Below are 24,546 nucleotides of genomic sequence, written 5' to 3' on the forward strand. Positions count from 1 at the left end.
CTTCGGCTTTGCGGGTAACCAGATTGAGAAAATCAGTGTGTTTCTCTTCCTTCGAGACTTGCAGTGATGGTCTCGATTTCGTCCTGCAATTGCGCGCCAAGGTATACGAATGACGTCTCGTGGCGGGCATATTTCCCGTGCCTATCTGCGCTGAGCCAATTGTAAGATCCAATACACAACAGTTCATTGTCCATGACCAATATCTTGCTGTGAACTTGGCGGACTGTGTGCAGCGTCACCCCAATGTCCGCAAAAATCTCTGCGGCGGCCTCAAGATTGCTCATGCCATTTTTCTTCCGGGCCTCATTGAGTTGTGGGTCGGTAAAAACTTCGATCGTAGCGCCTCGAGCAACAGCGCTGCTAAAAGCCTCGAGTAGACCCGCGCGCTTCATCGTGGCCACAATCACCCAGGGGCTGACTATCATGTAATGCTCGCCGCCAGAGGCCAAGGCTTTCAAAATAAATGCATCATGTTCGGCCGCGTCGCTCAGCGTGAGCAATTGCTGGCTTCCCGCTTCCAAGTCCCTTCGAGGTGCAACTTCGAAATCGAGCATGTTGTCTTCTGACCTGAAAAGAAATTCTGCCAGTAGGGCCCGTGGAGACCCTATCGGTGCGGCCGAGAATACATCCATATCGCCAAACACGAGGAAGTTGTCCTTTGCTCGTGACACCGTCACATTTAGCATGCTGGGAGACATGTCTATGAACTGGCCGTCAGCATGTTTTGAGTACACAGGGGAGAAAATTACGACCGCGCGTTCTGCGCCTTGCAATGAGTGCACGGTGCCGATGGTCATCCCCTGTCGTCCCGCCACCTGAATACCTTGTGCGGCACAAGCGTTGCTGATTTCGCCAGCCTGTCGTCCGAAAGGTGTGACTACTCCGACTATCTTTTCAAGTTTTTGGCTGTAACGCGTTTCGAGATCGTCTCGATTTGCGGCCAGCCAAGCGGCAATGGTTTGCGCTTCGACGGGGTTGGAGCGGCTGCCGCCATGGCTGATTGCGATTCCATCGATGTGTAGGTAGCCCATGACTGGAAATCCATTTTCGTCAGGCACCCCACCCCGTTTGGGCCGCAATGTGCCCTTGTAACATAGTGCATTGCAATAACTAATAATCTCGTCGTAGCAGCGCCGGTGTTCAAAGAGATAAAGGCCCTTCTCCATGTCTGGATATGGGTTGGCACCAAATGCTTCCTGCGCCAACCGCATGGCGCTTCCGCCAACTGTACAGAGCCCCCGAGATGAAATCGCGCTGAGATCTTCCTCTGAAAAGGTGGGAGGCAGCAGGTCACAGTCTTGTAGGTTACCAATATCCACTGGTTTTGGTACAGAAGATATGGGCTCGATCTGCTGCGTATCCCCGATTACCAATGCTCGTTTTGCGAGGGCGAATGAAGCGGCCGCAACTTCAGGCAGCACCTGGCCTGCTTCGTCGACGATTAGCAGATCAATGAAGTTCAGGAGATACTGCTTTACGAAATTTCCACCCGAAAAAGTCGAGTACGTCAACTTTCCAGGCAGTGTTGCAAACGTTGAGACTGCACAAGGGGTTAGCATCATCCGCCGCTGCCATCGTGGTAGAACTTTTGCTCGCCCCGTCTTTTTTTGATCCCGGACAATTCCGGGTAAATCGTCCTCCATGGCCATCAACCATCGCCCTTCCCAATAATGGGTCGCCAGCAGGAAAAGACGGAAGCGGATATTGCAATCTGCGAAACGCTGAAGGTCTTGGAGGTCTGAAACTGGCGAGGGCTGAGCCCCTAGATCCGAAACTGCCTTTTCCCATTTCTGCTCTGAAGCACGGAGCACATCAAGAAGCCGGACTGCGTGCGCAAGCTCGCTACTGGCTTTGTGTCTTGCCTTGCTCCCGGCCTTAACTGCTGCGCGAAGAGTTATATCGATGTCAGCAAGACTTCTGCTCTTCGATAGGTTCAACTCACAACCCGCATCCTCAAGAGCAACGCGTGCGCGCAGATGCCTCTTTCGGGCGATGGATGGAAAAAAGCCAAAAAAAGCCAAGAGGCCAGATTCTGATGCTTGATGTCTGTCCCATGCCTTCATCTGTCCGGACAGATCCTCGTGAGCGACAACACATTGTGCTTCCGTCTTAGTTAGGCCGTCCACGAAAGACGTGGGGTCGTTGCCGAGCTCTTGAGACGCTGCGGTTTGATGTCGTTCTAGATCTGTACGCGCTTCATCGATGCCCGACAGTTTGAAGACTTCTTTCTGCATCAAGCCGCGTAGCGCTGCGACCACACCTTCCACATCCGGGTCGTCCAAGCTTGGGAACGCCTGTTGTGCAGCAGTCAGATAAGCCCCTTTAGCCCGCATCACATAGTCTTCGCTTTCAATGCCGTTAAAGAAGGTTTCAGTTTGATAGGTTTTCGTTGCAATCGCTTCGCGCGAAAATGATGCGAGAAACATACCAAAACTTTTCAGATCTGGCAGCCAACGGCCAGAAAATGGCCCCTCACCAAGTGCGAAATCCTTACCAAACGCGTCGATAATGTTCGTCACGGCCTGGTTGTTGGACGACGCAGCCACAATTACCGGCGGCATTCCGTCGGCTAGTGCTGCCTGCACCCATTGCCCGGCAATCGCCGACAACAGCATCGTTGTCTTGCCTGTACCTGGAGGTCCATTTACCGCCAGTATCTGGCTGGAGCCCGCGTTCGCAAGGTGAACTAGCACGTCTCGCTGCTGATCGGCCATCGGGAACTGGTCGTTTGAATGCCCAAGTGGATTGGTGAACCCACCAGTGCGTGCGTGGCTGCTGGCCTTTTTCGATGAATCTGGCAAAGCTAATTGTGCCAGTAGCGGCACGTCAGGTTCTTCGTCCAATAACAGGTCATAGAGGTCGAGGATTTGGCGCACGGTAGCAGATGCAGTCCTAGCGACTTCCATTAAACCAGAGCCGATCGGGTCATAATTAGCGTCATTGCTCGGCCAGCCGCTTGCCACAGCATCGATCATCTTGCGGCAATGAGAGAGATATTCTTGCCAAGCATCAACATTCATAGACTCAACAAGTGGCGACACAGTTAGGAAGTTATCTAGCGCCTCAACAGTACCGACGGAAAACTCTCCTTGAGGCAACGGTGTCAGAACATCCCTTGCAATAGCGTTCTGTATTGGGTTGATCGTCCCGTCTCGCCATACTTTGGCTTCGGTTACTACTGGCGCCACAAGTTCTGGAAGGCGAGAGGCAGTCTGCGCCGCATGTGATGTCCTGCGCGCTGTCACGAGCGGCCAAAACCGCACCGAAACCTCCTTTACTTTCTCATCCTGGCCAGAGAAAATTCGCTCAACGAGGTTCTGCGGCAGCATGCCGCTTTTTAACACCTCGGCAGGCAATGAGATATATTTAGCTCGATCCCTATGACTGAACTGTCCTTTGCCCAAGACGCCATCTGCTAAAGAGGCACGCCAGTACCGTAAAACTTTCATCAATTGGGGCGACATTCAGAATTCATTCTTTCATTTGGGATGATGGCATTTAAGGAATACCCCATTGATCTTTTTGGAACTTGCTCTTTCGGCGAAGATATCGGTCTAAGGGAGGATTTGGTAGTAGGTCTGAAGGTTTGTAGGTGGCGTATTACCTGTTGCAGTAGTTATGAAGCCTTTACTGACTTTTTTCCGAGCCATCTCAAGCCAGTGCATTTTGGGTATTTCATACACCCAAAGAAGCCCCCGAATCGACCTTTTTGCTTGACCAGCTATCCGACCTCATTTTGAGGTCTTGAGTGGACTGTATATGCAACTGAACAATCTCAATCTCAAACAAAGATAAAAATGGAATTTTGTTTGGTTTGGCTCACCACTCAATACTTTTTTCCTTCGTGATCTTGACGCGCTCCCTGACAAAGCGAACAAGTGTCATGATACTCCACTTTATTTTTTGGACGTTAGGCCAAATTCAAACATAGTGACGGTCGTGTAAGGCAATTTTTACTTCCGGCCAGGCTTCGAAATGCGAAATAAAGAGCCGTGCAAGAGGAAGCGTCTTATGGCCATGGTGACATTTAGCCCCGGTGAAATTCAGGCCTTAGAGAAACGTTTTGTAAAGGCGTGGACCGGAGCCAATTCAACACCGTTTATTGTGGATGCGCCGCTCAACGCAGACGATGAGAAACGAGCTATCGAACTGGTGCGGTATATTCCTGCGGTGAAGGTTTTTGAGCTGTGCCCCACAATAGCCTGCTGGGGGATGCTCAAGGGGTTGTCAGAGGGATATGATGGCAGTGACCGCTTGGTTTACCGTCCGATCTCAAACTTCACCGGCTGGCCTCTCCATGAAAACCACCAGCGCGACGCCCTCAAATCCAAATTCCGAAAATCCGGTCGTTCGATAGGTATTCCGATTTTTGGAACTGATCCAACGGATGTGTTTTTCGGGGCCGTTGGCCCTGTAAAAACGATGTATGCTGACATCGCGAATGCGTTTGTGCGACATGCACTTTATTTTGGTTTACCAGCAATTGAGGATACAACTTCTTCGCGGCATTGGCAGCGCCGTGCTGTTGCTTGGTATGCCTCTGGCCTTACTCGGTTGCAAAAGGCAGTCGTGTTTGATGTCTCGTCGTTTCTTTCGCGCAGGTTTGAAGCATGGCGCCAAGGGGAAACACCTTTGTCCGCGAATGAAGAGGAACTATTTGAAGCATTTACTAGTGCTGTCCGCGACCTTGGGCGCGGCCGGAAGGACTTGGTTGGCCCTCCAAAGCTTTGTTGGTCGGCAGATCGATTGGGGCTTGAGCCCGAGAAATCGCAAAAGCACCAAACCATTACGATAGGTAAATTTCCGACCCAAATATCGGGTGGAGAAAGAATGACGTTCGCTGCGCCTTGGCAAGAAAATTTGCGCTGGCAGTGCGGAGCGTCAGTTGAGTGCATGGAATTTGCCCCAAAGAAAGGCGAGGTTCTGGTGTTTGATGCCGACACTGGAAAGCTTTTTAAACGCATGCCTTTTGGTGAGGAGGTTATCAATGTAGCAGCAGAACACCTAGTCGCTCTTGCGGCTGAGGATTTTGAGTGTCCGTCCTTTGGCCAGGCTATTCCAGCAAAAGATCACCGGTATCGGGTGGCGTGGATCGAAGCCGGTGAGGTTATGACCTTTGCATCGGGCGCGGTGGTCAAGACTGAGCGCCCAACAGAAAGCGCCATGTGGATTGACGGGCATGTGATTGGAAAAAGCGGTGGTCGCACGCTTTATTCTGCAACTGGTCGGTTGGTAGGCTGTATCGATCCTGAGGTTGGCGGTAAGAACCGGATTTTGCGGGCGGTCCATTCTGATGATGTGAAATTTGCGACCTTCACAGCAGCGGAGGATGGGAGCTTTGAGGTTTCATTCAAGGCACTTGGATTTCTGTCATCAAACAGACCGGGGAAGGTTCGCTTTGAGGTGCTTGCGCCAGGCGCTGCTGGTGACATGAAAGCGCGCTCTGAGATAACTGTTTCGGCGTGGCTGTGGCCAGCCTTTGACTACTCTTGCGATGAAATTACCGAACTTCCACTTCCATCAAATTTTTCAATGGGGCAAAGTCGCGGTCTGCGCCTTGAAGGTGGCCGCTTGTTTGTGGATCTGCGCACAGATGGGGCCAGTCCCGTTCTTGGTTTAATTTTTAGCGACGAAGTTATCGAATTTGATCTCTTCACACGCTCAGAGACGCTGACGCATAACAAGGTCAACACTGGCACGAGAGCAATAGTATCTCGTGGCGCGCTGCTCTCGTTGGGGCAGGAAAATCGCCATGATACTTTTCGGTTAACAAGCGGCGACAAGAATTGTGATCTTTTGGTTCTCGGTGAAATTATTAGGCGACCGTTTTTGGGAGCGCAGTCTTACGAGGTTCCGGCAAGTCACCTTCAAAACAAGCCGAGTGCAGACGACCGTATCGCTTTGAAGCGAGATACTGGTGAAATCATTGTCTTTGCACGGCTTCGCCGTGTGGACGATCCGGTTGAAGTACATATCGAGGTAGGTGGGGCCCAAACGCTGCTTCGTTTTAAAACGCAGTCAGTGATAGATGCTGTTCGCGTCGTCCTGCTGGATGCCAAGGGGCACATCACCGAAGGTGAAATACCGATTGGCCGCATACCTGTGGATGGCAACCTTCTTTCCCACGTCTCTGCCTCGATGAGTGAGGTCGATGGTTTTGTATCTATCGACTTTGATAATCGGGGGTTTATTTTACCAACGCGCGCCGAAATTTACGGACGTGAAGAAGGTGCCCGTCTGTTTAGGTTGGTGACTGATGCCTCTGGCGCACCTTTGGCGGTTGGTCTGGGAGATGAAGGCCCTTGCGCGTCGTCCGTCAGATTAGCAGACTTGGCCAGACTGGCTGCTAAGGCTACCCACGCAGCTTTGGAAGAGCAAATGAGTAGTTCTGTGGGGATGGCCTACGCGTCTGTTCTTACAGAGCTTGGCGCGCGGCGCATGGTAGGTGCGATTAAGCCGGTGCTTAATGTCGAGAAAAGCGATGACTTGACCCCAAGGCATGACTTAGTTGGGTTGGCGCCGTGGATTTTTCAGGCTCCGGGTAGCGCCTTTGGCGATTTGTCGCCTGAATCGGGTCTCACAGCGTTAGCTGGAATGGTTGACGTTCCTGACCTCGCTGATCCTCCTGATCCTCGAATAAGTCAGCCTCTGACATCTTGGTTGGAACGACTTCAGATCGATGTGGCGCTTCCTGAGCAAGTAAGTGCCCAGAAGCTGTCTAACGCCCTCAACAGCGCGCGGTTCCGGATGCGAGTGACAGATTTGCGAGTGCTACTCGGAAGCAATTCGACTGCAACCGTGGCTGGGGCCATTATTGAGCCTTGGCGTGGGGAAGGCACCCTGTTGCGATCCTTTGAAAAGGATGGCGGTGGTGACGATCGGGTCACAAAAATCGCTTATGTCGTGGAGAGTTTTGCTCGGAGTTGCGCGCTTGGTGAAGCAGATGAATTTGTTCGGGCTGTGACCTATCGGACTGGATTTGATTGCACAGACGTAGGCCGCGCGCTCACTCTAATGATGCGCGCTGATGTTGAGGTTTTTGTTTATTTCAAAAACCTTTGGACTGCGGGCTTGAAACAAGGAACTACGAAGTGACCAATCTTGATCCAAACGTGTTTTGCAAAAAACTGAGCGCCACTTTGGCACGGTTTGTTGCGACATCGACCCCCATCAACGAGACACGGGCACCTGTTTTGTCGAATGGGTTGCGTGACATTGTTTCCCGGCTGGATTTTGTAAAAGGTCCGTATGTAGAAACACTTCCTGATTTTGAAAAAAGTCGAAGTCTTTGCGGACTGCATGCAGATGGCAAGCTGCACGATGACTGGAAGCACCTGCATTTGACGGCGGACGGTCTGTGGAACCGGCCATTGCATGCCCATCAGGAAAAAGCACTGCTGCGCGATGATAACTTTCTCGTCGCCACAGGCACTGGCTCGGGTAAAACCGAGAGCTTTCTTTTCCCGATGGTTGACCAAATTTTAAAAGACGGTGACCTTGGTCGACCAGGCGTGCGTGCCATCCTTATTTACCCTTTGAACGCTCTGGCAAGTGACCAACACCACCGGATTGCGCAGCTGCTGTTTCGCGACCTCGGAAACCCTGGAATCACGCTTGGCCGTTATACCGGGCAGGTGGCGTCGAACTCGAAACGAGAGTCTGAAAAGACGTATCTCCGCTCCACACCAACATTTATTGATGCGTTTGGAGACGATGCTGAAATCCCAGATGAGTGGTTGTTGTCGCGCGAAGAAATGCGTGATCAACCACCGCATATCTTGATTACGAACTACGCGATGCTGGAGCATATTCTGCTGCTGCCGACGAACCGCAGACTTCTTCAGAATGCGGACCTGAAGTTCATTGTGTTGGACGAAATTCACACTTATGCAGGGGCGCAGGCTATTGAGGTAGCCTTCCTGTTGCGCCGCCTGAAAGCGCATCTCGGTGTGCCGGAAGATAGGCTTCGTTGTATCGGAACATCGGCATCTCTTGATGAAGGTCGTAAAGCGGAGCTCGCGGACTTTGCTTCTCGCTTGTTTGGCGAGTCATTCAATGGTGAACTATCGGTCATCACATCGAAACATAAACTTCATCTAAGCCTGTCTGATACACCGCGGCCCAGTGGATTGACCGCCGCGGGCTGGAAGCGCGCTGGAGATTTGGCTGTTGCAGTTAAAGTTGCGGAGCAAGAAGGCCGCGAAATGGAGCCGGAAGGCTGGAACTATGAAGCCGAGTTTAACAAGGTGCCTCAGCTTTCCCTGCCATCTGTTGATGGCGCCATTGGAGACAAGTTGATCGACCTCTTGGGTCAATTTGAAGAGGTCTCCATCATCGCTCGAAAGCTTCATGCTGGCGCGGTTCCGTTTGAGATTTTGGCACGCGAGGTTTTCCCTGACGCTGGAGATGAAGCAGGCGACGCATTGTCCGGCTTGATTGCCATTGGCGTTTTGGCTGTCAGCGAAAACGCGGCTGTTTTTCCGTTGCTACCGGCGCGCTACCACTTGATTTCGCGTGCGCCGGATCGGGTTGCGGTTTCATTTGAGAAAGGCAAGCCTGAGCAAATTGGTGAAATTGTCATTGGGGCTGAAACTGATGACAATGACAAGCCGGCTTACGAGATGTTCGTCTGCCGGAACTGTGGTGAGCCGTATGTCGAGGCTTGGCAAGGGGCGGGCAACCTGTCCGCTGTGAAAAATGGGGGTCCTCGGCACTTGCTTCGTTTGATGCCCGGTGACATGGCAGCCGAAGAAGAAGGGGATGAAGACGAGCGGGAAGCACCAACGATGCTGACCTTTGACCCTGAGTCCGGCGAAGTTCTTGATACGGATGCCCCTATCGGAGTCCAGTTGGAGGACGTGCACCTTCGAGAAGATCCAGATGATGGGAGCCGCTATCTTCACCGTTGCAGTGCTTGCAATAGGAGGCCGGCTCGATTTCAGGAGCCTGTGACCCGTGTAAGGCCTGGTGATGAGGCATTGGCAGCAGTGGCTGCCCAGGCCCTGCTTGAAGCGCTTCCGAAGGCGGAGAATGGGCGAGATGCTCCGATGGGTGGTCGCAACCTTCTTACGTTCTCGGATAACCGGCAAGACGCAGCCTTTTTTGCACCGTTTTTTGAGCGAACATCTCGGGAGCAGGCCATTCGGGCGGCGATGCTTTATGTAGTTAATCGCAATGGCAGCACAGACATCGAAAGCCTAGTCGGGGACGTGAAGCGCCGCTTGGAATCTGATGGGCTGCGGCTGTATCGCCCCGGAGTGGAGCCAGCCAGAGAAAAGGGCGAGAATTTGCGCCTACGCCTCAAGGCATTGATTGCCGCTGAGCTGACGGTTTTTGGCAAAGGTCGTCTAAGTCTTGAGGGATTTGGCCTAATCGGTGTTGATTACAAAAACATTGATAGGCTGACAAATGGTGTTGCAGGCGAAATGCCGGTTGAGCTCAAGCTCTATGCGCAGCCCTTCTGTCGTCATGTCTTGAAGCTGATGCGTGAGCATCGTGCTTTGGCATGGGAAGCGTCTGGCATGATTGACCTGGAAGATGAATCGATCTGGACACGGATGGCTAATCAGCGAAATCGCGCGATGACGCTGGAACCTAATACTCGTTCGTCGCTAGCGTTTTCTTTGATCCCGGCAGGCAATCGTGCCAATCGGTTCACTACTTTGCTTCGGAAAATGGCTAATGCGAAGCGCGTCGCAATCGACGAGAACCAGATCCGTGATATTTTAAGTAAGTTCTGGAAAATCATTGAGCATCCTCGCATGATGACAGCCAAGCATGGTGTCGGTCGCGGTCTTAAGCTTGATGACGATTTTCTTGTCCGCCCTGGGTCAGAGGTGTCTCTCTACCAATGCAAAAAGTGCGGAGGACGCACTCAGTTTGACACTGCAGGCGTTTGCCCTTCGATGGGCTGTAAGGGCAACCTGATTGAGATTGACGCGACGGAGCGAGCACAGCTCGCCAAGAAAAACCATTACGTCGTCCGATATCATGAGCGCCCATTGATGGGAATCGCCCGTGAGCATACTGCTGCAATCGCAGGTGATGTGCGCGCGCGTATCGAAGAGAGCTTCAAAACCGGTGAGACGAACCTATTGTCTTGCACCACTACCATGGAAATGGGGGTGGACTTGGGTGATCTTGAAGCGGTGCTCTGCAAGAACGTACCGCCGTCAATTTCGAACTATCAACAGCGTGCGGGCCGGGCGGGGCGCCGTGCACAGGTTGCGCCACTTGTGCTAACCACATCGCGCTCTGGCCGGTTTGATCGGGCTGTTTTTGAGGAGTTCTCCAAATACCTAGCGACCAAACCTGGTGTCCCATATCTGAGTTTGGACAACGCCAGTTTCTTCCAAAGGCATCAGGTCTCTATGCTTTTGGCTCGCTTCCTCGATCATCGTTTGGTGAACTACACGCGAAATGGTGCGCCGCGCCTGCGTGATGTTTTGGGTGAAGCTCTGACCACTGCAAATCGGAAGGCGTTTGAGGACGACCTTCATGATTGGGCTTCGAGGTCCCAGCACGACATTCGTCGTGCAGCAAGTCTTGGCAAGCATCTACCCATCAAAAATCAAGGAATTGCGTTGAATGAAGCTAATTTGATCGCGCTGACCAAAACGCGGGTTTTGGCTTTTGCTGATGCTATCTGGGGTCGTTGGCAAACCATGCAGGATTCGATCGATGAACTGGAAAAAAAACGAAAGAAGCTGGACAAAAACGATGTAGATAGTTTCACCAAAATTGACCGTGGGCTCAATGCTCTGCGTATCCAGCAGCGGCTTTACACAAACCAGTTTCTTGTGGATCAACTGTCACGTCGGGCCGTGATACCAACCTATTCCTTCCCTGTTCACTCGGTGTCGCTGGAGGTTCTGAACACAAGTGGTCAGGACCGTCAAAACGCTCTGCTTGAATTGGATCGCGATGGTGCGATCGGTATTTCGGAATACGCACCTGGCTCAGAGGTCGTGGCCGGTGGGCGTGTATGGGTTAGCGATGGTATCTCGAAGCGCTCAAAATTTACTGGTGACGATGCCTTTATTGACCGCGCGCACTATCGTGTGTGCGAGTCTTGTCATTCGCCTCAAATCACCGAGGATCGGCGTGATCCGGAAAAAGACTGCCATCAATGTGGCGCATCCTTCTCCAAACCAAACAGGACCCGTGAATTCATTCGCCCACACGGGTTCTTGACGTCTGTTCAAGATGGTCAAGGTCGTGATCCTGGCGCAAGCCGCATCCGGCCGGTTGCAACCGAAGAAGCCATGCTGCTGACGGAAGCTCCGTTGTCCAAATATGTTGAGACGGATGTGCATCAAATTCGGACATTCCATGCTCCGGGCTCAAATGTAAAAGACGAGGACCTTGGCCGAATTATTATGGTCAATAAGGGCCGACATGGCGGGGGATTTGGTTGGTGTCGATCGTGTGAGCATGCTGTGCCATTCACTGGGTCTGGTCCAGAGGGTCGTTGGCAGCAGAGTGGCGTACTGCAGGAGCATATTAACCCCCGGACAGGCCTTAGATGCGGTGCAAACCTTACTCAGCGCATTTACCCCGTGGACCTTACCCATGTGTTTGAAACCGACGTGCGTGGTATTATGTTTGATAGTACACCGACGGACTGCAATGGTGTTAGTATTGTTGCTGCCTCAAGTCCTGATCGAACCCTTCAGGAGGCACTGCGCCTTGGTGCTGCAGAGTTGCTAGAAACTGACGCTCGAGACATAAAGGCCTTGGTTCAAAAGCTTCAGGGTCGGACCGTAATTGTTCTTTATGACTCTGTTTCGGGGGGGGCTGGCTACACTACCCGCCTAACGTCTGAAAAAGGATTTTTGGCGTCGGATTTGCTGCGGTCTGCACAGGCAATCTTGAACTGCCCAAACAAGGAATGTGTGACGAGCTGCACGCGGTGTTTGAACGACTATTCCAACCAGCGCTACTGGGCGGAGTTTGATCGTAAAAGTGCCCTGCGGTGGATTAACGAGATTTTGGCGAGTGGCGATCATGCCCAGGGTGATGCCGCCAGTAATGCAACTGAAAGCGATGAATGATAATGAATAAAAAAGCGGATCGCGACATGGGTACCATCCACCCTTTTTTGATGCGTTACGCCACCTGGGGTGAGGACTTTGAGGACGTCGCACCTTACAAAAATATTGAGTTGCGGGAGGTCAATCCTGCGGTTCAGGACTATGTTGAGGCCGGGAATTACTTCACCCAACAGGACATCAAGTTTCTGACCGAACGGTTGGAACTTGATATTGATCCTTGGAATAGAACTGAATTCTATGCCTCCTATTTGAACATAGTGGAAGATTTTCCTTGGGTCGCCTGTGCTATTGAAAGCATGGTCGCGTCGAACCGTCTTGGGAAAAAGAGAGGGGTTCGTTTGGAGGTAATTAGGCGAAAGCAGGCAATCATCCGCTCCAAGATGCCAAGCATCAAGTTTTCGTTGCGGTTGATGCAGGATGCAGAAAACCGGATGCGAGAGCTGGTAGACATAGATCCCGCGCCGGTTGATCTGTTGGTTGGTGCGTTTTTTGAAAATGCAACTAACCACTTCGCAGCGGTTTCGAAAGAGTTTGAGGCTCAGTCCCTTGATGGTGTGGTTGATGAAGCCCTTGGTCTCGGAAAGCATTCTGGCCGAGACGTGCACGATTATATCGCCAAGACGACGGCGGAGTGCGGCCATACAAATTATTGGCTCAGTATTGCCGAACGGATTGAGGTTGAATTCAACGAGGTTATCGACTCAGACAAAGAGGAAATTGCGGCTTTCAAGGACTGGGTCAATGAAGTTATCGGCAAACTGGCGAACTCCTTAGATGGGTCGAGCCTGCCAGATGATTATTTGGCGCTCTCGCAAATTGCAGACATCGGGGTTGAACTGGAGGCGGGGGGGGCGTCTGAGAAGCTTTTCAGAACGATGGAGAATCTCCGTGTGTTTCTCGCTGACTTTGGCAAAATCACATGGTCTGAGGGCGCATTGGAAGCCCTGACTGATGCCCGACTTGCTTTGGTGACTTCGCACATTGGAGACATCATGGGCTTCATTGGAGGATGTTCCACCCGGCGTGATGCGCTTGATGCGAAAATTAGTGAAGCCACCGAGGCTCGAAGGTTTGATGAACTTGGCACACTTGCCCAAGAGGCCGGCGACGCGGAAAAAGGCCTTCAAGATAGTCAGCGACTATTGCAGAGAATTCGCGAACTGATCGGCAGGTTAATCAATGATGATACAGCAGAGATCGAAAATGATCTGGTTGACCTTTCTGCGTCACTCCTACTTTGGTTGGGCGAATATGAATCTAGGGATAAAAAAGAGGAAGCGGAGATCACCACTGATGATCCTGAGACCCTTGAGATTGAAAAAGGTGAAATTAACCCTTTTAAAGAGGTAGAGGATCTGGGGTCGAATGATCTTAGGTTGGGCGATAAATATAGGCTTGCGGTTGCAGCTACCGGAGGTGCGGATGGTGTTCCTGCTTCCTCGGGCGAGGCTCTTGAAGACCAGCCGGAAGATGACCTGGCTCCGGTCGTTGATCAAAAGCCTACAAGTGAGATGGACGACGAAGTTGAAGATTCTCCTGAAATACTCGAGAACACTCAGATCATCGATGAACATAATGCCGATGTAGAAATTGATTTTTCTGGTGAGTTGAACGTGGAGGACAACTCTGTCGCGCCAGCGTTTCTCGGTGGATTGCTCCGTCAAGATTTGACAGGTGCCGCTGCAGACTTTGCAGCTGTTCTGGAAGGAGAGGGTTTCCCTTGGCCAATTGAAGCCTCAGTTCTTCGTGTTGCTGCCGCAGGACGAGCTCGCTTGGGAGACTCGTCTCCAGACTCACAAACGTTTGTGAGTACTTCCCAACATGCGTTCTCTAAGGTTAAAACTGACCACGGCCACGCAATCCTTCTAGGCGCCTTGCTGCGACCGGCTTTGGTTCAAAAGTCACGAAGTTTGCGCGCCAACTTCTCTGTGCTCGCTCAGGGCTATCTGGGATCTCATCTCAAAGATGTTGTTCATGCTATCGAGAAGCTTGATTTCGATTTTCCGCCGAGTGCTCGGGTGCTCGCGAAAATTTCAGGTGCGCAGCTAGAACCACCAGAAAAGCGTTTGTCGAAAAACCTTACTGAGTGGGTGGATACAATCTCCCGCAAGCGTAGTCGTTGGGAGCTTACTACCGCGTTTATGCAGCACACCGTGAGTCGGAACGGGCTCATTGGGCAGGCGGTTGAAGCGATTAACTCGGGCGAACCCAATGCGCGTGCCTTGGCTCAGGAGTGCATTGATCGTCTAGCAACTACAGCGCTAATTGAAAATGAGGCGACTGAAAACGCCATTGAGAATGGTCGGCATAAAATCTCCATTCCGGCACGGGCGCAGGAATATCTACTTCGGACGTTTTCTGAAGCGAATCAGATGCTGTCCGAATGGATAGCCGTGGCCTCGCACAAAGAAAGTCAAAGTGAGCGGTCAGCTGAACGGTTTAAAACGGTCGTTGCAACCTTGAAGACGCGTCTTGAAACGGCCAAGCGTTCTATTGCAGCCGAAGCGGATGAAAATAATATGACCGGCTCTGTAGCTACGTGGTTGTGTCTTCGCCTGGATGACGCTTTGGCGGCACTTCGGGGAGAAGAAATGGGCCGCTTTGCAACTGTGGAAACGGCCTTGACGTCAGACCGCAACCTTATGGATAGCGCAATGCGCCGTGACCTTGAAGAGGGGGAGGCGACAGCGGATGACATTTCCTTCCTTGTTGAGGATGGTCTTTCCAGCCCTGAGGACGCGTTTGCGGAAGCTTGCGATGGTGGGTCTTTTGAGGTGGCGTCAGAATTGGCTCGTCAATACCAATTGGCGACTAAAGCCGAATTCTCTTCAGCGATTGAGAAGTTTACGACAGAATGGGCCGCTAAGGTTTTGGATAAGCAACGTACGCTGAAGTCACTTTCCAAGGTGGACTATTCTCATCAGGTAGAGATCGGACGTTATCTACATTGGTGTTCAAACACGCTGGATCGCTTGGGCGGCGTGGCTGGCCATACGGAGCTCGACAACCTTGATGATGTGCCTAGCTATGTTGGGGTCCTTGAAGATAACCTTCGTGATATCGAAAAAACGATCCGGAGTGGTCAAATCGATCGCGTAATCAGCTATCAAACTGACGCTAATTTGGATGAGGTAGAAGAACTTCTGTCCGCCGCAAAGGATTTGCCGATTGAAGCTGTGGAAGACAGAATCGCCCAACTTCGTGACGGGCGTTCAACTGCGGCCTTTGATGCAGAGCTTGAGGGGGTTGTTGGCATCTTCATGAAGGATTTTTTACCGTTTGCGTCAAGCCCAGATTGGCCTGTTGGACCACGCCAGTTTGTGGATGCCCTTGAGAAAGATGGTTTGTGCTTTGTCGAGCATGCTCGCCGCGAAGCGGCATCGTCTCTTTTCTCCCAATACATTTCGTTGTGTAGTACCATCCCAAAAGGGGCACCATCATCTGAAAAAGTGAAGACTCTGTTTGAAGAAATTGGCTTTCAGGATGTTCGGGTAAAGGCAGCGAGCAAGATTGGTGGCACGAAGTCCTGGAATATGAGCATGGATGCTCAGATCGTCGAAGGTGATTGGTTCTTACCTCCGACATTCGGGTCTAAGGCAACCAGTGGGTATGGCCTAGTTTTGGTGGCTCAGGATACCCTGCCTGAGGCACTTATCCAGTCCCTTTCGCTGAACAAGCCTTGCTTCTTACTGCTTGCTGGCGTCGCGAATGTAGAACGCCGCCGTGAGTTTGCGCAGCATCTGCGGGAACGCGCTATTCCAGCAGTTCTTATTGACGAGGCCTTGATTGCGTTTGCTGCCATCCGCCGTGAAATGCGCATCAGCACGATATTTGACTGTGGACTGCCGTTTGGGCGTGTCGAGTCCTACACAACAGATGCTGGCCAGATCCCGCCAGAAATGTTCTTCGGGCGCACCAGTGAGATCCGCGATATCATGTCGATCACCGCGGATGGTTGTTTGGTCTATGGCGGACGTCAGCTCGGTAAATCAGCGCTGCTGAACTACATTGAGCGCCAATATCACGACCCGGCCAACGATGTGGTTGTTGTGCGTCGCGAGGTGAAGCCGCTTGGCAATGCTGAGAAGACGACAAAGATTTGGGCGCATTTAAACGCGATGCTATCTCAAGATGGTGTGGTGAAAGTTGAGAGCCGCACCGCAGACAGTATTTGCCGTGATGTGCGTGCTTGGCTTCATGAACGTCCCTCTGGCCAAATCGTCTGCATGTTCGATGAAACTGATCATTTCATGACCGTCGAGACAAAGGAAGACTATCCTCAACTGTCCCGCCTGAAGGAATTGATGGAAGACTCTGAGCGTCGCTTCAAAGTCATCTTTGCGGGCCTTCACAATGTTCAGCGTGTTTTGCGCCAACCAAATTCACCTTTGGCTCACCTGGGCCGCGCCATTTGTGTCGGTCCGCTAAACTTGACTGCGGATGACAAACGCGCAGCCTACGATCTGATCATTCGCCCAATGCGCGCAGCGGGATTCCGTTTTGAAAATGTTGAGGCTGTGGAAGAAATCCTGGCATGGACCAACTTCTTTCCGTCGTTGTCGCAAGAGTATGGCAAAGGCTTGCTGAGTTCTCTTCATGGGTCTGGCAGTGGCCGGAGCTATAAACTACCTGATGGGAGCCCGCTTTGGACTATCCCGAAGGCGAGCCTGTTTGATAACTCTGAATTTGGAGAAATCGAAAATCGCGTGCGTGAGAAGTTCCACCTGACGTTGGACCTCGACCCTCGCTATGCGATCGTAGCATACACTCTTGCTAGCTTGAACGCAGATGGGTTTGAACAGCAGGCGCTTGTGTCCGGCTTCAAGCCGAAGGAAATTCTCGACAGTGCACAGAGCTTTTGGCCACTTAACAGCGTGGTGCCGTCTTCGCGTGAGTTTGATGCGCTTCTCGAAGAAATGGTTGGGATGGGTGTGCTTGGCCGGATTAAGACTCCGGACAGCCAGCGCTTTAAGTATTTGCTACGGACCCGCCAGGTTGCGGCAATGCTAGGATCTCGCGAAGATGTGGATCATGCTCTGCTTGAACTGGCTGACAAGGAACCCAGCGTTTCTTATGACCGCACTATTCATCGTCGTCGTTATGACCCTGCCGGTAAACACGTGTCGGCCGCGCACAAGCGTCTTCCTTACAGCCCACTGACGGATTTTGCGATTGAGCGTCTGCTCGATCGCGAGGAATATGGGGTAAAGATTGTTTGTGGCTTAAAGGCCTTGGGGCTCTCAAAAATACCGGTTGCGTTCAGCCGGATTTTTGATGGGAGTTCGCTTCCTGGAATGATCAAAAGCGCCATGGAGGTTTCTGAGCTTAATTCTGAAAAGGAAATCCGCGGGCTGTTTGATAAATCGAAGAAGTCTGACGAGATTTCCAAAATTCTGCTGCACACTCCTGAAAATGCAGAGGATGCCTACAAGAAAATTGAGTGGATGGGGCGTCAGGAAGCTGTTCTGGACGGCCGTATCCGTCCGTTTATTTTGCTCAACGCAGGTGATGAAGGCCTTCGGTCCCTTGCGATACGATTTGGCGATGGCGCTGAATTCTTGACCGCTTGGGGTGCGGAGACGCTTCGTATCCACCTGAACAATCTTGAGCGGTCTGAACTAGATACGAGCGAGATGCGGAAACGCATTCTTGAAGCGACGGGCGGCATTCCAATGGATGTAATCAATCTGGTAGCGGATCTATCTGAGCGTGCAGACAACATCGACGCTGTGTTTGAAGAATGGGAGAGGTCCCGTTTTGATATTGCTGAGAACCTTGACGAAGTCCTCACGGCAGCGGTGCCTCTGTTGGAGAACACCAAGTCTAAAGAGGAGTTCCTGTTCTTGGATGAGCTTCTGCGTGACGAAACCAATGCGGATCTTCTCACGCTTGGTCCTGACTTGCATGCCATTGGCGTACTGTCCAAATGGGACCCCAAGAACTTCCTTTTGGGGCTCTCATCTCTTGGGCAGCTTGCAGTGGATACGATCAATAAACTAGATAAATCAGCTTAATCTGTTTAAATATTAGATTCAGCGTGTCAATCTAACGAATGTGATCGCATCGTTAAATCGCTGACATAGTAGATACATCGGCCACAAGGAGTGATCAAACCCCAGTCCAGTCGAACTCTAGGAATCGCTGCGTTGCTACTAATCCCTTAGCTGTAACTTTTCTTACTGTGAAAATATTAGGCGACGACTCTCCATGGGGTTCAATTTATCCTTTCAAAAGAACTAGGGTGTCTTGTTGACCGGTCGAATTTGCCCTTTGCTGCAGTACTCGCTAAAAGTAAAACGCGACGCTGGGTTTGGATGCTCCATCTTTGGGGCAGGTTACAGTACGAATCCGGCCTTTCATAAGCTGTCATGGCCTATATTTAGCGTCTTGTCGCTCTCTCTCGCAACACTGGCGATAGTCATCTTGACGCCCTCAAGTCTATGAAATAGTCACTAATTATTGAGCGGGCGTTGTGTAATGGTTAAGACCCCAGTTTTCCAAACAAGAGTTCTGAGTTTCGTACAGTATCACTGAGTATCTTACTGTTTCTTTTTGTTGACTTTTATTTTGCATTGGGTTGCATAGGGTAGCGCACAGTTGCGTGGCGTTACCTACAAAAGGCCGACAGAATATGCCAAAGCTTACAGAGACGTTTTCTAACAAATTGCCGCATGCGAAAGCAGGGACGGACAAGTACTGGGATGCTGAAATCAAGGGGTTGGTTCTCTTCGTAGGAAAGCGCTCGAAGACCTGGTACTTTCAGAAGGACGTTGGTGGTCAGACCAAACGTATTCTGATTGGCCGGTTTCCCATCATCTCGGCGCAGGCCGCACGGCAGACTGCTCTCGGGTTTGCCTTGGAGATGGGCAGAGGGGCAGGGAAGGCGGCTCAGATTGGCGCGCCCACTTTGGAGGCCGCAATGGAAGTGTATCTGGCACGTCCAAAGCTGCGTTCTGAGACCAACAAGGTCGGGATGCGCGCCCAGCTTACACTTCATCTAAAAGACTGGATGCGCCTGCCCCTGGACGAGATCAGCAAATCAATGGCGGTACGCCGTCATCACGACATGGCTGGATCGCCGTCAGCCGCCAATCATGTGCTTCGCAGCTTTCGCGCCATCTATAACCATGCCCGCCGGACTTGCGATCTTCCGGAATGTCCGACCATGGCAATCGAATGGTTTGAAGATAAGCCGGACGGGCGGATTATTGAGAACCTGAAGCACTGGCGGAAGACGATTGATGATCTGCCCAATCCAATCCATCGGGTATTCTACGAGCTTCTGTTGTTTACCGGCCTTCGCAAAACTGAAGTGTTCACCTTGAAGTGGGAGCAAATACTGGAAGATCGGATCCATCTGCCAATGACGAAGAATGGCCGGAGCTTCGACCTTCCTATCTCGCAGCTGCACCATGAGATCTTGGCACCACTTCGCCCTCTCAGCAGCGACTGGGTGTTTCCATCACCAAAATCAGAGACAGGTCACATCACGAGGCCGGTAAGGCTCAAATATAATCCCCATATGCATCGCCGGACATTCGCGACGGTTGCGATGGAAGCAGGCGTGCTGGAGGAGATTGTAGGGCGGTTGCTCAATCACACGCCATTGTCGATCACTGGGCAGCGATATGTGCGGCCGTCGTTGGATGCGTTACGTCCGTCGATGGAAATTGCCTGCGCCGAAATCCTGAACCGCATCGACAACTGAGACGGTCAGAAACGAAGGGCACCAGCGCCAAGAAACTAGGCACATCAAAATGCGGTATGCATAGCAATTGATAGTTTGGGATCACAGCCGCCGTTTGCTGTGCACCATCCAGATGCCCGCTGTGAAGACCTAAGTGGACCCTTGTGCGCAATGCCGCAAAGGTCGACTTGGTCTCCTCGTGCGCCGCAACGCGACAGGGACGCCGTAAAAGAGCCCTGTATTGGCCTATATCGGCCCCAAACGGACCCTGTGAGCGACTCAGCGAAGGTCAATGTCGAGCCCGGAGTGATCGATGCTGCAACACTCACATTTTGCCATTAAAGGTGGGAATCTGACCTGTGCCACAGGCTGCAAGAGAGTCAGCCCTACGGACAAAGTGAGCTTTCGCTGCGGATGCGCGAATGACCGCTTTTGGCTTGATTTAATTGATCAGTCATCATCCAGTTATTGGAAATACATTGGTTTTTTTGACCACGCCGTAGACAAAGCTGCTGTCTATGGAGGCAATTCCACCAATTGGGTGCAACTTTCTGCGTACGAAGTTTTCATAGTCAGATAGGTCTGCCACAACAACTCTGAGGAGGTAATCAGATACGCCGGTCATCACGAAGCATTCCAGCACCTGATCAACGCGCGCTATGTCTTGCTCAAATTGCATCACTGTCGCTTCCGTATGGCTGTCTAGGCTGACACGGACAAACACTGTCAGGGGTAAACCGTAAGTTTTGGCATCTATGTCGGCACAGTAACCTTTAATTACGCCACCTTGTTCTAACAATTTGACCCGCCTCAGGCAGGGAGAGGGAGATAGGTTCACTTCGGCGGCAAGGTCTTGGTTCGTTATGCGGCCGTCTCGTTGCAAAACGCGGATGATCTGCGTATCTTTTTCGTCCATTAAATGTCCTTTATTGGCATGTTATGCCAAAATTTCTTTAATATTTAGCACTAATAGCAATAAATGAGATGTGATATCAACCTATTCTACCTCCAGAAATGTTGGAGTATTTTAAAATGCGCAATCGTCCTGACAGCTTTGCCACCCGTGCCATTCACCACGGCTATGACCCGATGGAGAATGAAGGTGCACTGACGCCTCCGTTGCACCTGACATCAACATTCGCATTCGAGACGGCAGAGGCTGGCGGGGAGATGTTTGCAGGTGAGCGTGCGGGGCATATTTACTCACGCATCTCAAACCCGACCTGCGAGCTGCTGGAAAAGCGCATCGCGGTGCTTGAGGGCGCAGAGGCAGGACTGGCGCTGGCGTCGGGAATGGGGGCGATCTCAGCCACGATGTGGACACTTCTTGCGCCAGGGGATGAGATCATTCTTGATAAAACACTGTATGGCTGCACGTTTTCCTTCATGCAGCACGGGTTGGCCAAGTTTGGTGTAATCGTGACCCATGTTGATCTGACAACACCTGAAAACCTGGCAGCAGTCATCAGTGACAAAACCAAGGTTGTGTATTTTGAAACACCTGCCAACCCCAACATGCGCCTTGTCAACATTGAGGCCGTTTCAGCCATTGCCCATGCACACGATGCTTATGTCGTGGTCGATAACACTTACGCGACGCCTTATCTGACGCAGCCGATCAGTCATGGGGCCGATATCGTTGTTCACTCCGCCACCAAGTACCTTGGCGGACATGGTGACGTTATTGCAGGCCTTCTGGTTGGTTCGACTGAACTGGTTTCTGAAATTCGTTTGTCTGGCATGAAGGATATGACCGGTGCGGTCATGGCGCCGTTCAACGCAATGCTCATCCTGCGGGGGCTCAAGACATTGGAACTCCGTATGGATCGCCATTGTGCTAGCGCAGGAACAATCGCCACCCTCCTTGAGCAATCATATGGCGTGCAAAAGGTCTGGTACCCGGGGCTTGATAGCTTTGAACAACGTGGTGTCGCCAAACGTCAGATGGCGCAATTTGGCGGCATGATTGCCTTCGAGCTTGGAGGCGGCATCGACGCAGGTCGCTCCATGATGAACAAGTTGCAATTGATCACGCGTGCCGTGTCGCTCGGGGACGCTGAAACGCTGGTTCAGCACCCTGCCAGCATGACTCATTCCACCTACACTCCCGAAGAACGCGCGCTGCACGGCATCAGCGAGGGGTTGGTGCGTTTGTCAATTGGTTTGGAAGGCATTGATGATGTGATATTCGATCTGGAACAAGCATTGCCAAAACGGCCCGTCCGCAGCGCAGCATAGGGAAACCCGATATGTCCGACGACCTGAAAACCATCGAGCAACGCTTGTTGTGGCTGTCCCATTGGATGATCCACAACGCAAATCACATTCGCCCAAAGGCTGATGGGATAAAGGTCGGCGGACATCAGGCGTCATCGGCGTCGATAGTGTCGATCATGACTGCGCTTTATTTTAAGATATTGCGCCCCGAAGATCGCGTGGCAGTCAAACCCCATGCGTCGCCGATCTTTCATGCGATCCAGTATTTTATGGGCAATCAAACTCGTGAGAAAATGGAGAACTTCCGCGGCTTTGGTGGCGTTCAAAGCTACCCGTCGCGGACCAAAGACATTGACGATGTTGATTTCTCGACAGGCTCAGTTGGGCTGGGCGTTGCAATTACGTCTTTCGCATCCATCGTGCAGGATTACATCCAAGCCAAATCTTGGGGCAAGGATCAACAACTTGGGCGGATGATTGCATTGGTTGGGGATGCGGAACTGGATGAGGGCAATATCTACGAAGCCTTACAAGAAGGTTGGAAGAACGACCTGCGCAATTGTTGGTGGATAATTGATTATAACCGGCAGTCCCTTGATGGCGTGGTGCGCGAAGGATTGTTTAAGCGGGTAGAGCAGATTTTCGACGCCTTTGGTTGGGATGTCGTCCGTGTTAAATACGGCGTTCTTCAGTGCGCAGCATTTGAGGAACCTGGCGGTGAGAAGCTTCGCAAATGGATCGATGACTGTCCAAACCAGCTCTACTCGGCTCTGACCTTTATGGGCGGTGCGGTCTGGCGGCAGCGATTGATGGATGCTCTCGGTGATCAAGGGGATGTGACGGCGCTGATTGAAAAGCGCAGCGATGAAGAACTTGCAGAATTGATGGAAAACCTTGGTGGCAACTGTGTTACGACAATGGCACATACGTTTGCGGCTATAGACCATGATCGCCCAGTTTGTTTCCTCGCTTACACAATCAAGGGCTGGGGGACGCCGATTGCTGGCCACAAAGACAATCATGGCGGGTTGATGAACAAAACGCAGATGGCTGCGTGGCAGACGCATATGGGTGTTGCCAAGGGTGAGGAATGGGATAAGTTTGCCACCATTTCTGATCCGGACACATTTGAACGTCGGCTCAGTCAGACCCCTTTCTTTGCCAAAGGCGCGCGCCGGTACAGGGACGATATCATCGATGTTCCGGCCATTAACCTGTCGTCTGACCGTGAAATTTCAACTCAGATGGCGTTTGGTAAAATCCTCGATGATCTGTCCAAGGGTGACAGTTTGCTGGCGCAGCGTATTGTGACGACATCCCCAGATGTGACTGGCACAACCAATCTTGGGCCATGGGTCAATCGTCGAAAGCTGTTTGCGCGTGAACATCAGGCCGACACGTTTAAGGCCGAAAACATACCATCGACTGCAAAGTGGGAATTCACTCCGGGCGGACAGCATATCGAATTGGGCATTGCTGAGATGAACCTGTTCTTACTGCTCGCCGCTGCAGGGCTATCGCATTCAGTCTTTGGCAAGCGGTTAATCCCGATCGGTACAGTTTACGACCCGTTTGTGTCACGTGGCCTCGATGCGTTGAATTACGCCTGCTATCAGGATGCGCGATTTATGATTGTTGGCACGCCGTCTGGCGTCACATTGGCCCCCGAAGGCGGCGCGCATCAATCCATCAGTTCGCCGCTTATCGGCATGTCACAGGATGGGCTGGCCGCGTTTGAACCGGCATTTGCGGATGAGTTGTCTGTCATCATGGAATGGGCCTTTGCTTACATGCAAAAAAATGGTGAGGGAGATCCTGATGAGCGCACATGGCTGCGCGACGAAACGGGCGGGTCGGTTTATTTGCGATTGACCACCAACCCGATTGAACAGCCCGGCAAGCGGGTTGATGAAGATTTCCGCCAAGGCGCAATCGATGGTGCCTATTGGCTTCGAAAGCCGGGACCGAACTGTGAGATTGTGATCGCTTACCAAGGGGCGGTCGCTCAAGAGGCAATTAAAGCGGCTGGCGCCATTTCGCAGGGACGTCGGGATGTTGGCGTTCTGGCAGTAACATCTTCTGACAGGCTGAACGCCGGTTGGACTGCGGCGCAACGGGCGCGCTCCAATGGCGTCCTAAGCGCACAGTCGCATATCGAAACGCTACTGAGTAGTTTGCCGCGCAACTGCATTCTCATAACGGTCATAGACGGTCATCCAGCAACGCTGTCATGGCTGGGGTCGGTTCAAGGGCATCAAACAGTTCCGCACGGCGTAGAGCATTTTGGGCAAACTGGAACGATAGCTGATCTGTACCAGCATTTCCGCATTGACGCAGACGCACTGATACAATCGGCAAGCAAGCTATCCCATGGCCGAGACATCTCCCGCAACGCAATTGAAGGATACTAGGAGCAGACGATAGACGCTTCATAGAGATTTTAAAACTTTTGGCTCAAAGCTGACCTTTGCTGCGCGTTGCACCACACCTGTTGGGGGCGAGGGTCACTTCGTCCGGCAAAGCGGACGTTGGTGGATGGCGCAGCAAGGATCCCCTTAGGGCCGTTCAAAGTTTGCTGGATAAGCAAAA

9 protein-coding genes are annotated in these 24,546 nt (G+C 51.9%); 6 read left to right on the top strand and 3 right to left on the bottom strand.

All coding sequences use genetic code 11. The annotated features are described in order from the left end of the window. Positions 1–32: 32 nt before the first annotated feature. Positions 33–3,449, bottom strand: coding sequence for an AAA domain-containing protein (locus tag OAN307_RS09820; protein ID WP_187292568.1), 3,417 nt, complete (start codon positions 3,447–3,449; stop codon positions 33–35). A gap of 167 nt (positions 3,450–3,616) precedes the next feature. Next, the gene (locus tag OAN307_RS31235; RefSeq protein ID WP_083903214.1) at positions 3,617–3,721 is read right to left on the bottom strand and encodes a topoisomerase DNA-binding C4 zinc finger domain-containing protein; all 105 of its coding nucleotides are present in this window, start codon (positions 3,719–3,721) and stop codon (positions 3,617–3,619) included. Between the two features lie 290 nt (positions 3,722–4,011). On the opposite strand from OAN307_RS31235, the gene OAN307_RS09825 reads away from it, so the two are divergent. From OAN307_RS09825 to OAN307_RS09840, 4 genes are all read left to right on the top strand, one after another. Then, the gene (locus OAN307_RS09825) at positions 4,012–7,095 is read left to right on the top strand and encodes a hypothetical protein (RefSeq protein ID WP_015499614.1); all 3,084 of its coding nucleotides are present in this window, start codon (positions 4,012–4,014) and stop codon (positions 7,093–7,095) included. Continuing rightward, entirely contained in the window at positions 7,092–12,053 is a 4,962-nt protein-coding gene (locus OAN307_RS09830; RefSeq protein WP_015499615.1) for a DEAD/DEAH box helicase, read from the top strand. Before OAN307_RS09825 ends, OAN307_RS09830 begins: the two co-directional genes overlap by 4 nt. A 2-nt stretch (positions 12,054–12,055) precedes the next feature. Continuing rightward, a complete protein-coding gene (locus OAN307_RS09835; protein WP_044043509.1) occupies positions 12,056–18,067 on the top strand; it encodes a hypothetical protein in 6,012 nt (2,003 codons plus the stop codon). A gap of 617 nt (positions 18,068–18,684) precedes the next feature. Next, positions 18,685–19,761 (top strand): tyrosine-type recombinase/integrase, encoded by a 1,077-nt coding sequence (locus tag OAN307_RS09840; RefSeq protein WP_015499617.1) that lies wholly within the window; start codon positions 18,685–18,687, stop codon positions 19,759–19,761. 436 nt (positions 19,762–20,197) lie between these two features. Here the strand turns inward: OAN307_RS09840 and OAN307_RS09845 are convergent, their stop codons facing one another. Next, on the bottom strand, positions 20,198–20,656 hold the full coding sequence (locus OAN307_RS09845) for an Lrp/AsnC family transcriptional regulator (protein ID WP_015499618.1): 459 nt from the start codon (positions 20,654–20,656) through the stop codon (positions 20,198–20,200). Between the two features lie 116 nt (positions 20,657–20,772). On the opposite strand from OAN307_RS09845, the gene OAN307_RS09850 reads away from it, so the two are divergent. Together OAN307_RS09850 and OAN307_RS09855 are read left to right on the top strand one after the other, a co-directional pair. Then, positions 20,773–21,978 (top strand): methionine gamma-lyase, encoded by a 1,206-nt coding sequence (locus OAN307_RS09850; protein WP_015499619.1) that lies wholly within the window; start codon positions 20,773–20,775, stop codon positions 21,976–21,978. A gap of 11 nt (positions 21,979–21,989) precedes the next feature. Next, a complete protein-coding gene (locus OAN307_RS09855) occupies positions 21,990–24,368 on the top strand; it encodes a 1-deoxy-D-xylulose-5-phosphate synthase N-terminal domain-containing protein (RefSeq protein WP_015499620.1) in 2,379 nt (792 codons plus the stop codon). Positions 24,369–24,546: the final 178 nt, after the last annotated feature.

Origin of the sequence: Octadecabacter antarcticus 307, assembly GCF_000155675.2 — a bacterium.
GTDB lineage: Bacteria > Pseudomonadota > Alphaproteobacteria > Rhodobacterales > Rhodobacteraceae > Octadecabacter > Octadecabacter antarcticus.

Excerpts from the sequence above, each read along its gene's own strand:
- OAN307_RS09840 (WP_015499617.1), top strand. The coding sequence starts at position 18,685 with ATGCCAAAGCTTACAGAGACGTTTTCTAACAAATTGCCGCATGCGAAA.
- OAN307_RS09845 (WP_015499618.1), bottom strand. The coding sequence starts at position 20,656 with ATGGACGAAAAAGATACGCAGATCATCCGCGTTTTGCAACGAGACGGC.
- OAN307_RS09835 (WP_044043509.1), top strand. The coding sequence starts at position 12,056 with ATGAATAAAAAAGCGGATCGCGACATGGGTACCATCCACCCTTTTTTG.
- OAN307_RS09825 (WP_015499614.1), top strand. The coding sequence starts at position 4,012 with ATGGCCATGGTGACATTTAGCCCCGGTGAAATTCAGGCCTTAGAGAAA.
- OAN307_RS09855 (WP_015499620.1), top strand. The coding sequence starts at position 21,990 with ATGTCCGACGACCTGAAAACCATCGAGCAACGCTTGTTGTGGCTGTCC.
- OAN307_RS09850 (WP_015499619.1), top strand. The coding sequence starts at position 20,773 with ATGCGCAATCGTCCTGACAGCTTTGCCACCCGTGCCATTCACCACGGC.
- OAN307_RS09820 (WP_187292568.1), bottom strand. The coding sequence starts at position 3,449 with ATGAAAGTTTTACGGTACTGGCGTGCCTCTTTAGCAGATGGCGTCTTG.